Source organism: Pseudomonas sp. TE36184 (assembly GCF_054060055.1).
This window is the reverse complement of record NZ_JBSSCU010000001.1, coordinates 1,785,953-1,800,658: the sequence shown is the minus strand read 5'-3', so window position 1 is coordinate 1,800,658 and position 14,706 is coordinate 1,785,953. Positions and strand designations below refer to the sequence as shown.

Sequence of the window (14,706 nt, the reverse complement as noted above, 5' to 3'; positions counted from 1 at the left end):
GTTGGTACGGTCTAGCGAGTACTACCAAGCATTTACTTGATAGTGATGCCCAGGGTGTTAGCCACTCGGTTCCCCACCCCTGCACTCTGGTTCACCTGAATCACTCCTCGGCTGCCTGTGAAGGCCTGGTCGCTTGTGACGACCTGGCGACTGCCAGTGGTAGGGGTGAACCCTGAGTCGGTTGCCAGCGTCGTCGTGTTCTGCTGCAACAGGACGCTGTCGTCGATGCTTTGCGGGCCAGGGTTGATGCTGACCCGCACGGCATTGATTGATTGGTTATTCGCCCCGGCTGTCTGGTTGATGCCCAGCATGCCGTTGCCATTGGTAAAAGAAGTTCCTGCGATCGCGGCCTTGGCGTTCAGCGACGGATCGACCTTGCCGTTCAGGTTTTGGATATTGACGGTGGTGGCTTGTCCACCCAGTGTGATGGCACGGTTGTTGGCCGTTTGCTGTTGGATGCCGGCCGACTGGTTGATCGAGAAGTTGCCGTTGTAGTTTTTTCCGCTGTTGTTGATCACCGCGGAGTCGTCTGCCCATGCAGTGGTGCTGCTCAGCAGGGCGAGGATCAGAAGAGTGCGATTCATTACTTGCCCCCCATCATGTTGCCAATGTTGTTCAGGGGGGCCATGCCGCGCTGGATCGAGTTGCTGATCTGACCGCCCATGCTGCTGCCCGCGCCGTGGCCGGCCGTTGCACCGGTACCCAGTGTCGACATGCTGCTTTGCGTGGAGGTCACGCCAGACAAGTTCCCCGCAGTCTGTATGGAACGGGCGATGCTCGAGCCACTGCTGATGCCGCCGATATCCAAATCACTGAGTTCACTTGAGGTGGCACTGTTGATTTCTCTGCTGGGATTGGCGTTGGCAGTGGTGGGGTAGGGGTCTGGACCGAACGATGCGCGACCGTACATATGACCTTGCACTTCACGCCCGGTCACGATGACACCGTCGGCAGCAAAGCTCGGAACGCTGACGCCGATGCTGAGTACACAGCTGACCAGCAGTACATTCATCGAACCTTGAGTGAGTGTGATCACGGCGGCATTCCTTTTTCGTTGCGCTGACCCTAAACAGCGCTGTAAGGAATAGAGCAGAAGGCGTGCCGCTTTTGTTTTGTTGTTGTTAATCAGATAGATATGAAACATAGCAGGCTAAGTGATGGCCATGCTGTTTCAGCGCTGATACACCGCGCCGATGCCAGCCCGATGGCCGGCCCGCAGGTCATGCTTTCGGGAGGTTGTATCAGTGATGTAACACTGCGTATGACAAAACGATGAAGCCGCGCTGTCAGGGCCGCTCAGAGGAGGAGGGTGTTTCAGAAATGGACACTGCGGGCGCAATCAGGCCCGCAGGGACAGGCAGAAGCCTCAGCCCTTGGGCGCTTTACGTGGGATGGAGTTGAGGACGGGATTGCCATCCTGGTTCTGGGTCAGGTAGACCGGCAAAACCTTGGGCAGGGAGGGGACGAGGTTGTTGACCTCGCTGATGTTATAGATGCCGCCGATGCGGATTGTTCCGGTGCCGATATCGGCCAGCATCACCGGTTTGTTCAGGTAGCGGTTGATCAACGGTAACGCGTCGGCCAGGGCCAGGTTGTCCAGGACCAATTTGCCCTGGCGCCAGGCGAGGGCGCTGTCGTTGGGGTTGATCGGGCGCACGCTTGGGGTGGCATCGCCTGGTTGATAGCTGGCTTGCATGCCTGGAGTCAGCGGCACGCTGCCGTGTGCCGGGTCGCTGGAAATCTGCACCGAGCCTTCGAGCAGCATCACCCGCACCTGATTTTCGTATTTCCACACGTTGAATTGGGTGCCGGTCACGCGCACCTGTCCTTCACCGGCCTTGACGACAAACGGATGGGTGCTGTCATGGCTGACCTTGAAAAACGCCTCGCCCTTGCTCAGTGTGACCCGGCGCTGGTCCTTGTAATCGGCGTAGACCAGTTCGGTGCCCAGGTTGAGCTCAACCTGGCTGCCATCGGCCAGGGTGACCTGGCGCAGGCCATTGCTGGCCTCGAACCGTTCATAGGCAGTCGGCAACCAGCCCGCTTCCCAGCCAGTGAACGCCGCCAGGGGCAGCGCGGCCAAGCACACTGCGGCAGCCACCGCGTAATCGCGCAGCCGGCGACGCGGTCTGAACGGCGCTACGAGCGGCGCATGGCGTGGCAAGTGATCGGCCACGTCCCAGATTTCCAGCATCGCCGCGTATTCGAAGGCATGCAGCGGATGAGCATCGTGCCATTGTTGAAAGGCCTGTCGTTCGTCCGCCGTGCAATCACTTGCATGCAAGCGCATGCACCAATGCGCGGCGGCGTCGGTGATGGCGTCATATTCGGCTTCTAAAGCAGACTTTTCGGTCATTAATTCATCCTGATTTCCCACATTCTAACCTCCCGAGACCGGGGGCGAGAACAGCCTTCATGGCAATTGCGCATCAATTGAACTTTTATTCTCGTTGGGGCACGCCCAAACAGGCTGGTGACGGAGTCGCGACACACCGTAATGGACGGCGAAGCGCGTCAGGCAGTAGATAACTCAAGCGCCCGTTGACAGCAGGCACGGGAGGCGTTGTTTAATCGTCGGTCTGGATTCTTGTTGTCTCTTCCAATTACAAAATCGGAGCTACAGATGTCTGCCCAGTCCCCGAGAGTTGACGATTCTTCAGCGTTCATCGGTTTCAACGACCTGGTGGGGTTGCTGCACGCGGTGTTTGTGAAGCACGGCACGTCGCCGCAAGTGGCGCAGATCCTCGCGCACAATTGCGCCAGCGCCGAGCGCGACGGCGCCCACAGCCATGGCATCTTTCGGATGCCCGGATATATCAGCACGCTGGAGAGCGGCTGGGTCGATGGCAAGGCCACGCCGGTGGTCACGGATGTTGCTTCCGGCTTCGTGCGGGTCGACGCCGCGAATGGCTTCGCCCAACCGGCGTTGGCGGCGGCCCGTGCGTTGCTGGTGGACAAGGCCCGCAGCGCCGGTATCGCGTTGCTGGCGATACACAACTCCCATCACTTCGCCGCGCTGTGGCCGGATGTCGAACCTTTCGCCGAGCAAGGCCTGGTGGCGCTGAGCGTGGTCAACAGCATGACCTGCGTGGTGCCCCATGGCGCCGATCGCCCGCTGTTCGGCACCAACCCGATCGCGTTTGCCGCGCCACGGGCGGACGGCGCGCCGATTGTGTTCGACCTGGCCACCAGCGCCATCGCCCATGGTGACGTGCAGATTGCTGCGCGCAACGGCGAGCGCCTGCCGCCGGGCATGGGCGTCGACAGCCTGGGCCAGCCGACCCAGGACCCCAAGGCCATCCTCGAAGGCGGTGCGTTGTTGCCGTTCGGCGGGCACAAGGGCTCGGCGCTGTCGATGATGGTCGAGTTGCTGGCCGCGGCCCTGACCGGCGGCAACTTCTCGTTTGAGTTCAACTGGGCCGATCACCCTGGCGCCCGCACGCCGTGGACCGGCCAGTTGTTGATCCTGATCGACCCGAGCAAAACCGCCGGGCAAAACTTCGCCGAGCGCAGCCAGGAACTGGTGCGGCAGATGCACGCGGTGGGGTTGCGGCGGTTGCCGGGGGATCGACGTCATCGCACGCGGGCGAAGTCGTTGGCGGCAGGCATTGAAGTGGACGCGCAGGCGTTGAATCAACTACGTGAGTGGGCCGTCTGAAAACCCGCGTAGCCGCTACCTCGCCAGGGTTCGGCAGTGGCTACGCAAGGCCTACAGTATTAGTTGCGACGACCGAGCAGCAGGCCGACCACCAGGCCAAAGCCTGCCGAGATCGCCACGGTCTGCCACGGGTGACCGCCGATGTAGGTTTCGGTGGCATCCACCACCGGCTTGCTGCGCTCGCGCACATTGGACACCGAATCGAGCGCTTGCTTGAGCTTGATAGCGACCTGCTCGCGCAGCGTTTCGCCTTCTTCGCCGACCAGGGAAGCACTGTTTTTGAGCAGTTTGTCCGACTCTTCGATCAGTGCAGTCAGTTCGCTGAACGCTTGATCCTTGATTTGATCTTCGACGACTTGGGCGGCAGATTTACGGGCCATTGTGTGACTCCTTGCAGGTAAATGTGACAGTGAACAATGGAGTGTCGGGCGGCGGCAAAAGTTGCAGTTTTTTGCCGGCCGGCGTGGGTATGCGAAATCCGAATCAGGAAACTTAGACCTACAGTGTAAGATGTCACCTATTTGTGCAGCAGGAAATTCAACATGAGCTTCAATCTCGCCAACAAGACCCTCGCCGAACGCGCCGAGCTGGAAGATGAAAAGTCCCGTCTCTACGACCTGTGGCAAAGCAACCTGGGCAAGGCCAAGGGCGAAGCCGCGCGCCTGTTCGGCGAGCGCGCCAAACGCAAGGGCAAGTGGGCCGAATGGGTTCGCGCGGAACTCGACGGCATGTCGCCGCCGGAGTTCTCCAACATGGTGCGCAGCGAAGTCAACAAGCTGATGGCGGCGGCGAAGTAAAGCTGGCGACAATCGCCTCGCGCACTTTCAGCAACATCGGATCAAGCTGAGCCTGGGTGCGCCAGCCCAGTTCCACCGGGTAGCGCGGCAGCGCCAGCGGGCACGGCAGAACCTGCAAGCCGGTCATGCCGGCGATGGCTTCGGCGGCGTGCCCGGGAATGGTCGCCACCGCCTGGCTGCCCTTGAGCAGAAACGGCAACGCGGCGAAGTGGCTGGTGGAGGCACACACCTGGCGGCTCAGCCCTTGTGCCGCCAGCCCTTCATCGGTGATCCCGATAAACCCGCCGGATGACACCAGCACATGCTCGCGGCTAACGAACGCGTGCAGGTCGATGCATTGCTGGCCTGGCGCCAGGCTGTGCGGGTCGACCAGGCAGCGGTAATCACCTTCTCCCAGCACCTGCCGGCTTAGGCGGCGTTCGGCAAAGCCGCCGGCGGTAATCGCCAGGTCGAGGCTGCGGTCGAGCAGGGCGGCGGCGACGATCTGGCTGTGGGTCTGACGGAAAATCACACGCAATTTCGGCAACCGCTGGGCAATTTCCGCCATCAGGCGGCGGCCGTAGGCAATCTCGAAGTCGTCGGATAAACCCAGCACCACGGAGCGTCCCTGATACTGCTGGGTGTCCGGGTGGGTCATTGCCAGGCTCTGTCGGCAGCGGTCCAACGCCTCACTGATCACCGGCTTCAACTGGTTGGCCCGCAAGGTCGGCGCCAGGCCACGGCCGGTTCGCACGAACAGTTGGTCGCCATACACCTCGCGCAAACGCCGCAGGCCCGCGCTGATCGCCGATTGGGTGACGCCCAGGCGCAACGCTGCGCGGCTGGCGCTGGATTCGTCGTGCAGGGCTTCGAAGGTTTTCAGCAGGTTGAGGTCGACTTGGGTGATATTTATCTGGCTCATATCATTCAGCACTGAGGTGGGCTTTATTCATGATCCGGGCTGGCTGGAGAATGGGCAACCCCTCATTGTTCGGAGTGATCCTGATGCCTGTTTCTATTGTGGCCGCCTTGCAAATCGGTTCCTTGCCCGGCGGCAAGGCCGACACCCTGGCGCAAATCCTGGCCTATGAAGAGCCGATCCTGCGCAGTGGCGCGCAATTGGTGGTGATGCCCGAGGCGCTGCTGGGCGGTTATCCCAAAGGCGAAGGCTTCGGCACGCAACTCGGTTATCGCCTGCCCGAAGGTCGCGAAGCCTTTGCGCGATATTTTGCCAACGCCATCGACGTGCCCGGCGCCGAAACCGAAGCGTTGGCCGGTTTGTCGGCGCGCACCGGTGCCAGCCTGGTCCTGGGCGTGATCGAGCGCAGCGCCAGCACCTTGTATTGCACCATGCTGTATTTCGAGCCGGCGCACGGCCTGGTGGCCAAGCACCGCAAGCTGATGCCCACCGGCACCGAGCGGCTGATCTGGGGCAAGGGCGATGGTTCCACACTGCCGGTGATCGACGCGGCGGTCGGGCGCATCGGCGGCGCGGTGTGCTGGGAAAACATGATGCCCCTGCTGCGAACGGCGATGTACGCCAAGGGTGTGCAGGTATGGTGTGCGCCCACGGTGGATGAGCGCGAGATGTGGCAGGTGAGCATGCGCCACATTGCCCACGAGAGCCGCTGTTTTGTGGTCAGTGCGTGCCAGGTGCAGGCATCGCCCGCAGCGCTGGGCGTTGAGGTGGCCAACTGGCCTTCAGATCGTCCGTTGATTGCAGGCGGCAGTGTGATTGTCGGCCCCATGGGCGACATCCTGGCTGGGCCGCTGCTGGGTGAAGCCGGGCTCTTGAGCGCGCAGATCAATACCGACGATCTGGTGCGCGCACGGTATGACTATGACGTGGTGGGGCATTACGCCCGGCCGGATGTTTTCGAGCTGGTGGTCGATGAGCGGGCCAAGCCGGGCGTGCGCTACATCACGGACTGAGTGCGGTAAAACCGGTGGGAGTCAGCCTACTCCCACCGGTTGATGTCTATCGCTTGAAAGAGCGGCGATCCAGCCACTCTTCACGGGTCATTTCCCAGATGTCCCGTGGAAAAATGCCTTCGACAAACTCACCTTCGTCGGCGCGCTTTGCAGGCGGATCGCCCAATGCCATTCCTCGCCCCGGGCCATGGCGGGCAACGCGATGTGTTCCAGGTAGTGACGCGCGCCGTCAGCCGGGTAGGGCCACGGCACCAGGGTATTGAGATAACGCACCACTTCCCAATGGGGGAACTGTTGCTGGATGCCCTCGGCATCGTCGAGCGTCAGCGGGCGCAGAATCAGGCGTTGGGTGACCAAGGTCGGTTGCATGGGGGGTTACCAAGTGGCGGTATTCGGCAGGTCCAGTGTTCCACGATCGACAAACCGCATGGTGCCGAACAGCCCACCGGCCAATTTGCCGCGCAATACGTAGGGCAGGTTGTTCAAACTCTGGGTCTGGCTCAGGCCGAGGGTTTGCCGCAACACGGAAAACGCTGAAACGCTGACCGGCACCATCAGAACCGTCTCGGAAAAGCGTGGGATGCTTCCGCGCTGATCACTCACCCCCGACGCCAGCGGCCGGCCATTGACCTCCAGGTCCAGGGCCACGCCGTTGTAGTCGATTGCCGTTTCATTGGGGTTCTGCACCCGCAGCTTCACGGCGAAGCGCACTTCCAGGTCCTGGCTTTGCAGCGGCTCGATGCCCACCACGTTGATAGTGACCGGGTCGCGATTGGGGAACAGGGCGCAAGCGCTCAAGGTCAGCAGCAGTATCGATAGAACCATGAGCTTACGCATACGAAGGTGCTCCTAGTGCGTGACGTCCGGGTCTTGCATCACTTTGAGGGTTGAGGACTCCGGATCAAATTCATCTTCTTCCAGTTCTAAGAACTCTTCCGGCAGGAAAATGTTCAGCAGGATTGCACAGAACGCGCCTACGGTGATCGGCGATTCGAAGATGTTGTGCAGCGCCTTGGGCAGGTCGCGCAACACTTCCGGCACGGCGGCGACACCCAGGCCCATGCCCAGGGAGATCGCCACGATCAGCATATTGCGGCGGTGCAGACCGGCTTCGGCGAGGATCTTGATCCCCGCCACGGCGACGGTGCCGAACATGATCAGCGTCGCGCCCCCCAATACCGGCTTGGGCATCAGTTGCAGCACCGCGCCGATCATCGGGAACAGCCCCAGCAGCACCAGCAGCCCGGCAATGAAGTACGCCACATAACGGCTGGCTACGCCGGTGAGTTGGATCACGCCGTTGTTCTGGGCGAACGTCACCATCGGCAGGCTGTTGAAGGTCGCGGCCATCGCCGAGTTGAGGCCGTCCGCCAGCAGGCCGGACTTGATGCGCTTGATGTACAGCGGGCCCTTGACCGGCTGTTGGGAAATCATCGAGTTGGCCGTCAGATCACCGGCGGCCTCCAGGGGCGAAATCAGGAAGATCACCGCCACCGGGATAAACGCCACCCAGTCGAACGAGAAGCCGTACTTGAACGGCACCGGCACGCTGATCAACGGCACCTGGGGCAAGGCCGCCATATCCACACGGCCCAGCCACCAGGCCACGATGAAGCCCAGGGTCAGGCCGATCACGATCGAACCCAGGCGCAGGAACGGGTTGTTGAAGCGGTTGAGTACCACGATGGTGAGCAGCACCAGCGCGGCCAGCCCCATATTGCTCGCGGCGCCGAGGTTGTCGGCGCCGAAGCCGCCGGCCATGTCGGTGACTGCCACCTTGATCAGCGACAAGCCCATCAGGGTGATGATGGTGCCGGTCACCACCGGGGTGATCAGCTTGCGCAACTTGCCGATGAACTGGCTGAGCACGACTTCGATAAACGCCGCGAAAAAACAGATGCCGAAGATCGTCGAGAGAATCTCATCGGTGCCGCCACCCCGGGCCTTGACCATGAACCCGGCACTGAGAATCACGCTGATAAACGAAAAACTGGTGCCCTGCAGGCACAACAACCCCGAACCGATCGGGCCGAACGTGCGCGCCTGCACAAAAGTGCCGAGCCCCGACACGAACAAGGCCATGCTCACCAGGTACGGCACCTCGCTTTCCAGGCCCAGCACGCCGCCGACGATCAGCGTAGGGGTGATGATGCCGACAAAACTCGCCAACACATGCTGCAAGGCGGCAAACATTGCGGCAGAGAAGTGCGGACGGTCTTCCAGGCCATAGATCAGGTCGGATTTATAGCGCGGGCGCGGGGCTTGAGCGTCAGACAAAATGCGGGCTCTGGACAGAAAATGGAGGCGCAGGATGCCAGAAACCGGAGATCGTCAGAAGTGTAAAAAAATATTTATGGAGGCCCTGCGAAAACCGCTGGGCCTGCCGATATCTTTTATAGGCCCACCCAACAATGACAACAAGTGGTGACCAAGGTCAGAGCAGCGTGTTGACGCCAGCTGATCATTCCGCTGCACGGATGCGCGCAGACACTCCTTCTTGAGAATACCTCTATGTCTCTTCGTCATCTGAATATTGCCCCTCGAGCGTCTCTCGGTTTCGCATTCATTGCGTTGTTGGTGGTTGTATTGGGAGTGTTTGCAGTCAACCGCATGACGCTGATCCGTCAGGCGTCGGTGGATATGAGCAGCAACCAACTGCCCAGCGTGGCCTACTTGGGCAGCCTCACGGAAAACGTGTTGCGCATGCGTATCTTGTCGTTCCGCGTATTGGTCAACCGTGAACCGGCCGCGTTGCAAGAGGCGCAAACGCGCATCGCCGCGCTGATTGACAAGGTCAGAGCCGCCCAGGCCGGTTACTCAGCGTTACCTTCCGTGCCTGAGGAAGCGGCCCTGTACAAGACGTTTGTCGGCACCTTGGACAACTACCTGACGGCTCAGGCCGAGATGCTGGCCCTGTCCCAGCAAAACAAGGTCGATGAGATGCGCGCCTTGATCAATACCCGGATCAAGAACGGCACCGATCAGATGGGCGAGCAGTTGAACAAGCTGATCGCCCTCAACTCCGCTGGCGCCAAGCAGGCCAACGAGCAGGCCGGACGCAGCTATGACAGCGCGATCAGTGGGATCGTGGTGGTGGCCGTGGCCGCCGCCTTGCTCACGGTACTGTTGGCCTGGTTGCTGACCCGCAGCATCGTCACGCCGCTGCGCAAAGCCGTGGAAGTGGCGCAAACCATTGCCGGCGGCGACTTGAGCAAAGTCATTGAAGACGATGGCAAGGATGAACCGGCGCGTTTGATCAGTGCGTTGTCGGCCATGCAAACCAACTTGCGCCAGACCATCCAGCACATCGCCGGTTCGGCCACGCAATTGGCCTCGGCGGCGGAAGAGTTGAGCGCCGTCACCGAAGAAGCCTCCAAAGGCTTGCAGCAACAAAACAATGAAATCGACCAGGCCGCCACGGCCGTCAATGAGATGACCGCTGCCGTGGAAGAGGTGGCGCGGAACGCCGTGTCCACCTCCGAAGCCTCCACGCAGTCCAACCAGGCCGCACGGGAAGGCCGCGACCGGGTGGTTGAGACCGTCGGCGCGATCCAGACCATGACCCAGGATGTGCAAAACACCTCGTTGCTGATCGAAGGTCTGGCCACTCAGGGGCGCGACATCGGCAAGGTCCTCGACGTGATCCGGGCGATTGCCGAGCAGACCAACCTGCTGGCGCTCAACGCGGCGATCGAAGCCGCCCGCGCCGGTGAAGCCGGGCGCGGCTTCGCGGTGGTGGCCGACGAGGTGCGGGCCCTGGCCCATCGCACCGCGCAGTCGACCCAGGAAATCGAGAAAATGGTCGCCGGTATCCAGAACGGCACCGGTGAAGCCGTGCAATCCATGCAACAGAGCAACCAGCGCACCCATAATACCCTGGAAATGGCCCGCGCGGCCGGCGCGGCACTGGAGCAGATCACCCAGTCGATCAGCCTGATCAACGAGCGCAACCTGGTGATCGCCAGCGCCTCGGAAGAACAGGCCCAGGTGTCCCGTGAAGTAGACCGCAACCTGGTCAACATCCGGGACCTGGCGACCCAGTCGGCGGCGGGCGCCAACCAGACCAGCGCGGCCAGCCATGAGCTGTCGCGCCTGGCGGTGGATTTGAATGCGATGGTGGCCAGGTTCGTTATCTGAGCCACTTTGCAGTGCAATCCCAATGTGGGAGGGGGCTTGCCCCCGATAGCAATGGGTCAGTCAACTCATCTACTGACTGATCCAGCGCCATCGGGAGCAAGCTCCCTCCCACATTTGCTCTATGTTGTGTCAGAAGCTATTGCATCCAGGCGCTTGGATTCACCAGGTTTTTCGGCTTCTGACCGGCGAGCGCCGCGAGCAGATTATCCACCGCGCACTCGGCCATCGCTTCCCGCGTCTCATGGGTCGCCGAGCCGATATGCGGCGTGGCCACCACATTGTTCAAGCGCAGCAACGGCGAGTCGTGGGGCAGCGGCTCGCGCTCGAACACATCCAGCCCCGCCGCGCGAATCGTGCGCTGCTGCAAGGCCTCGACCAGCGCGGCTTCATCCACCACCTTGCCGCGGGAGATATTGATAAAGATCGTCTCCGGGCCCATCAGGGCGAATTCTTGCGCGCCGATCAACCGCTCGGTTTCGGCGGTGAGCGGCAGTGTCAGGCAGACGAAGTCCGCTTGTTGCAGCAAGTCGTTCAGGCGACGGTACTGCGCGCCGAACCGTTCTTCCACCTGTGGCTTGGGCGAGTGACTGTGGTAGAGCACCGGCATGCCGAAGCCGAAATGCCCGCGCTGGGCCAGCGCTTCACCAATGCGGCCCATGCCGATGATGCCCAGGGTCTTGCCATGCACGTCGCTGCCGAAATGCGCCGGGCCGATGTTCTTGTGCCACTGGCCGGCACGCACCATATCGGCCAGTTCGACCACCCGGCGTGCGGTGGCGAGGATCAGCGCGAAGCCGGTGTCGGCGGTGGTTTCGGTCAGCACATCGGGCGTGTTGCTGAGCAGGATGCCGCGCCGGGTCAGGTACTCGATGTCGTAGTTGTCGACGCCGACGGACACGCTGGCCACCGCCTCCAGTTGCGGTGCCAGGTCCAGCAACGCGGCGTCCAGGCGCAGGCTCGCGCCCAGCAACCCATGGGCGCCGGGGAGGGCGTCGCGCAGTTTGGTCAGGCCGGGCGGGTCGAGCGCGTCGATCAGCGTGACCTCGGCGTGCTCATGCAGCCGGGCCATCAGCGGCGCGGAGAGTTTTTTGTACAGAACGACAGACTTTTTCATCAGGTCTTCACCTTTAATTCGAGGGACTGCAACGGCGCGCGCTCGCGGTCGCTGGCGCCGGGCTTGAGGAAAATCGTCAGCACCACCGAGACCATCAACGCGCCGCTCATCAGCAGGTAAGAGGCGCCGGGGGAACCGGTGCTGCTATTGAGGTAACCCACCAGGTACGAACCGCCGAACGAACCGAGCGCGCCCATGCTGTTGATCAACGCCATGGCGCCGCCGGCGACGTTGGCCGGCAGGATCTCCGGGACAATCGCGAAAAACGGTCCATAGGGCGCATACATGCACGCGCCGGCAATCACCAGCAGGGTGTAGGACCACCAGAAATGTTCGGCGCCGAGCACGTAGGACGCATAGAAAGCGATAGAGGCGATCAACAACGGCGGCCACACAAACCGTTTACGCTTTTGCAGCTTGTCCGAACCCCACGACACCACCAGCATGCCGATCACCGCCGCGAGGTAGGGCAGCGCCGACAACCAGCCGGCCTCGACCATGTCCATCTGCAAGCCGGCCTTGAGGATCGACGGCAGCCACAGCACAAAGCCGTACACGCCGATGCTCCAGCAGAAGAACTGCAGCGCAAGGATGATCACCTTGGGCGAGCGAAACGCTTCGGCGTAGTTCTTCACCGCTTTGATCCCCACCTGTTCGGCGGCGAGGGCGGTTTCCAGCTGGTGCTTTTCGCTGTCGCTCAGCCACTGGGCATCCTTGGGCCGCTCATCGGCCAGGCGCCACCAGATAAACGCCCACAGCACCGCCGGCAGGCCTTCGACGATGAACATCCAACGCCAGCTGAAATGCTGCACCAGGTAGCCGGACACCACCGACATCCACAGCATGGTCACCGGGTTGCCGAGGATCAGGAACGTATTGGCCCGCGAGCGTTCGGCACGGGTGAACCAGTGGCACAGGTACACCAGCATCGCCGGCATCACCGCCGCTTCGACCACGCCGAGCATGAAGCGAATGGCGACCAGCATGTAGGCGTTGGACACCACGCCGGTCAGGGTGGCCAGGCCGCCCCAGAGGATCAGGCTGACGAAAATCAACTTCTTCACGCTGCGCTTTTGCGCGTAGATCGCGCCCGGCACCTGGAAGAAAAAGTAACCGAGGAAGAACAGTGCGCCGAGCAGGGACGACATGCCGGGTGTGATCATCAGGTCTTCAGCCATGCCGCTGGCGGCGGCGAAACCGTAGTTGGCGCGGTCCAGGTACGCCAGGCTGTAGGTGATAAAGACGATGGGCATGATGTACCACCAACGGCGGGTGGCGAGTTTCAAGGTATCCATGGGGTTGCTCCTGAGCTTGTTGTAGTTGTGGCAACAGGGAGTGGGTCAAGCAACGGATCGGGTCGGCAGCTCCGTGCGTGTGGGTAAGCCTTCCATATCGCCGCGGCTCTGCACGGCACGGCTGCCGATCCAGTTGCCGCGGTGTACCGCCTCGGGGAAGCTGAGGTTTTCCAACAGGGCGCTGATCATGCCGACGGCAAAGCCATCACCGGCGCCGACGGTGTCGACCACTTTGTCCACGCTCACGGCGGCGACAAAGCCTTGGTCCAGTTGGGTGCGGTAATACGCGCCGTCCGGGCCGAGCTTGATGGCCACGGCTTCGGCGCCCTGGTCCAGGTAAAACGCGGCGATGTCCGCCGGGTCGTCGAAACCGGTAAGCAGGCGACCTTCGCTCAAGCCCGGCAAGACCCAATCGGCCAAGCCTGCGAGGGCGTTGATCTCGCGGATCATCTGCTGCTGGCTGGGCCACAGTGCCGGGCGCAGGTTCGGGTCGAACGACACGCTGCGCCCGGCCTTGCGCATTTGCGTCATCAGCTCGCGGGACAACTCGCCGGTGGCCTTGGACAAGGCCGGCGGGATGCCGGTGGCGTGCAGGTGGCGTGCCTGCAGTAGCGCCGGGCTGATGGCTGCGATGGATAAGTGACTGGCCGCCGAGCCCTTGCGGAAGTACTCGACCTGGGGATCATCGCCGGCTTCTTCGCGGGACTTGAGCTGAAAACCGGTGGGGTGCAGCGGGTCGACCGCCACGTGCCGGCAATCCAGGCCTTGTTGCTTGAGCGTGTCGAGCACAAAGCGGCCCAGGGAGTCGTTGCCCACCCGGCTCAGCCAGGCGACGTTGAAGCCCAGGCGCGACAGGCCGATGGCGACATTGCTGTCGGCCCCGGCGATGCGTTTGTGGAAGTGGCCCACCTGGGCCAGGTCGCCGCTCTGTTCGGCGACAAACATCGCCATGGTTTCACCGAACGACAGGATATCGATCTCAGACATGGGCGTACTCCGCACGGGGTTGGCCAAGCAGGGCGAGGGTGGCGACCTGCCGGGCGGTGACTTCGACCAGGTCGTCGCCTTGCAGCGGGAATTCCACTGCCCGGGTAATACCTTGAGTCATGTGGCCCAGCAGTTGTTCCCACAGATGCAGGTCGGTGGCGCCGGGCGGCAGTGCCACCAGCTTGCCGTCCGCGCGACGCGCCACGGCCTTGCAGTGCAGGTAGTCGACATGCCGGCCGAGCAGGCGCGCGGCGGTGAGCGCGGACTGGTCCTGCCAGTGCCAGTTACCGATATCGAACGTCATCTTCACCGGCAGGCCAAGGCGCTCGACTTCGCTGAAGAAACGTTGCAGCGGTTCGATGCGACCGCCATGCAGGGTCTGGTCGTTTTCCACCAGCAACTTGACCGGGTGGCGGTTGAGCAGGGCGTGCAGGCTGTGCAGGTCGTTGGTGTCGGTGAAGTAGCCGAGGGAGACTTTCAGCCAGCGCGCACCAAAGGCCTGGGCGCGGTCAAGGGTGGTGGCGAGCTCGGCATTCGGCTGGGCGCGGCCGGCGACCCACAGTTCCAGCGGCGAAGAGAACACGCACTCCAGGCCTTGTTCGGCCGCCGCCCGGGCCAGTTGTGCGGGTTGTTCAATGGTCAGCAGCTCTTCGCGCCACTCGATGCGCCGGGCACCGGCCGCCGCCAGCAGGGCGACAAAACTCAATTGGCCCTGCTGGCGGACGAGGTCGGCGCCGTAGCTGGAAAGGCTGATGGAGACGGGGTATTCATGCATGATTGTGTACCTCTGAAACCGGTTTCATTTTT

At 62.2% G+C, this 14,706-nt stretch carries 15 protein-coding genes and 1 pseudogene; 4 read left to right on the top strand and 12 right to left on the bottom strand.

Annotated features, from left to right (window positions below):
- Nucleotides 1-32 precede the first annotated feature (32 nt).
- From ACVWZP_RS07890 to ACVWZP_RS07880, 3 genes are all read right to left on the bottom strand, one after another.
- On the bottom strand, nt 33-584 hold the full coding sequence (locus tag ACVWZP_RS07890) for a hypothetical protein (RefSeq protein WP_017848393.1): 552 nt from the start codon (nt 582-584) through the stop codon (nt 33-35).
- Nucleotides 584-1,036, bottom strand: coding sequence for a hypothetical protein (locus ACVWZP_RS07885; protein WP_026140202.1), 453 nt, complete (start codon nt 1,034-1,036; stop codon nt 584-586). The genes ACVWZP_RS07890 and ACVWZP_RS07885 overlap by 1 nt, the downstream gene beginning before the upstream one ends.
- A gap of 330 nt (nt 1,037-1,366) precedes the next feature.
- A complete protein-coding gene (locus ACVWZP_RS07880; protein WP_046383165.1) occupies nt 1,367-2,356 on the bottom strand; it encodes a FecR family protein in 990 nt (329 codons plus the stop codon).
- A 267-nt stretch (nt 2,357-2,623) separates the two neighbouring features.
- On the opposite strand from ACVWZP_RS07880, the gene ACVWZP_RS07875 reads away from it, so the two are divergent.
- Nucleotides 2,624-3,658 (top strand): Ldh family oxidoreductase, encoded by a 1,035-nt coding sequence (locus ACVWZP_RS07875; protein WP_057005237.1) that lies wholly within the window; start codon nt 2,624-2,626, stop codon nt 3,656-3,658.
- Between the two features lie 59 nt (nt 3,659-3,717).
- Here the strand turns inward: ACVWZP_RS07875 and ACVWZP_RS07870 are convergent, their stop codons facing one another.
- A complete protein-coding gene (locus tag ACVWZP_RS07870; protein ID WP_017848397.1) occupies nt 3,718-4,038 on the bottom strand; it encodes a DUF883 family protein in 321 nt (106 codons plus the stop codon).
- A gap of 162 nt (nt 4,039-4,200) precedes the next feature.
- Between ACVWZP_RS07870 and ACVWZP_RS07865 the strand changes: the two genes are divergently transcribed.
- Nucleotides 4,201-4,455: a hypothetical protein gene (locus ACVWZP_RS07865; protein WP_017848398.1), complete on the top strand. Its 255-nt coding sequence runs from the start codon at nt 4,201-4,203 to the stop codon at nt 4,453-4,455.
- On the opposite strand, the gene ACVWZP_RS07860 is transcribed toward ACVWZP_RS07865, so the two are convergent.
- Entirely contained in the window at nt 4,427-5,356 is a 930-nt protein-coding gene (locus ACVWZP_RS07860) for a LysR family transcriptional regulator (protein ID WP_079443641.1), read from the bottom strand. The genes ACVWZP_RS07865 and ACVWZP_RS07860 overlap by 29 nt on opposite strands.
- 83 nt (nt 5,357-5,439) lie before the next feature.
- Here ACVWZP_RS07860 and ACVWZP_RS07855 point away from each other — a divergent pair, with 83 nt between their 5' ends.
- Nucleotides 5,440-6,366, top strand: a complete 927-nt coding sequence (locus ACVWZP_RS07855; protein WP_026140204.1) for a carbon-nitrogen hydrolase family protein — start codon at nt 5,440-5,442, stop codon at nt 6,364-6,366.
- Nucleotides 6,367-6,504: 138 nt separating this feature from the next.
- Here ACVWZP_RS07855 and ACVWZP_RS07850 read toward each other — a convergent pair.
- The 3 genes and pseudogenes from ACVWZP_RS07850 to ACVWZP_RS07840 form a co-directional block, all read right to left on the bottom strand.
- Nucleotides 6,505-6,735 (bottom strand): annotated as a pseudogene (locus ACVWZP_RS07850) (GNAT family N-acetyltransferase); the annotation flags it as partial.
- A 6-nt stretch (nt 6,736-6,741) separates the two neighbouring features.
- A complete protein-coding gene (locus ACVWZP_RS07845) occupies nt 6,742-7,203 on the bottom strand; it encodes an LEA type 2 family protein (protein WP_017848402.1) in 462 nt (153 codons plus the stop codon).
- Between the two features lie 12 nt (nt 7,204-7,215).
- On the bottom strand, nt 7,216-8,643 hold the full coding sequence (locus ACVWZP_RS07840) for a nucleobase:cation symporter-2 family protein (protein WP_046383168.1): 1,428 nt from the start codon (nt 8,641-8,643) through the stop codon (nt 7,216-7,218).
- Nucleotides 8,644-8,877: 234 nt separating this feature from the next.
- Here ACVWZP_RS07840 and ACVWZP_RS07835 point away from each other — a divergent pair, with 234 nt between their 5' ends.
- Entirely contained in the window at nt 8,878-10,503 is a 1,626-nt protein-coding gene (locus ACVWZP_RS07835) for a methyl-accepting chemotaxis protein (RefSeq protein ID WP_301556306.1), read from the top strand.
- Between the two features lie 136 nt (nt 10,504-10,639).
- On the opposite strand, the gene ACVWZP_RS07830 is transcribed toward ACVWZP_RS07835, so the two are convergent.
- From ACVWZP_RS07830 to ACVWZP_RS07815, 4 genes are read right to left on the bottom strand one after another with little or no spacing between them, the layout of a single operon-like run.
- Nucleotides 10,640-11,617, bottom strand: coding sequence for an NAD(P)-dependent oxidoreductase (locus ACVWZP_RS07830; RefSeq protein ID WP_301556305.1), 978 nt, complete (start codon nt 11,615-11,617; stop codon nt 10,640-10,642).
- Complete coding sequence (locus tag ACVWZP_RS07825; protein ID WP_128192512.1) at nt 11,617-12,912, bottom strand: MFS transporter; 1,296 nt, start codon at nt 12,910-12,912, stop codon at nt 11,617-11,619. The genes ACVWZP_RS07830 and ACVWZP_RS07825 overlap by 1 nt, the downstream gene beginning before the upstream one ends.
- Nucleotides 12,913-12,957: 45 nt before the next feature.
- Entirely contained in the window at nt 12,958-13,899 is a 942-nt protein-coding gene (locus ACVWZP_RS07820; RefSeq protein ID WP_046383172.1) for a sugar kinase, read from the bottom strand.
- Complete coding sequence (locus ACVWZP_RS07815; RefSeq protein ID WP_457369635.1) at nt 13,892-14,674, bottom strand: sugar phosphate isomerase/epimerase family protein; 783 nt, start codon at nt 14,672-14,674, stop codon at nt 13,892-13,894. Before ACVWZP_RS07815 ends, ACVWZP_RS07820 begins: the two co-directional genes overlap by 8 nt.
- Nucleotides 14,675-14,706 lie beyond the last annotated feature (32 nt).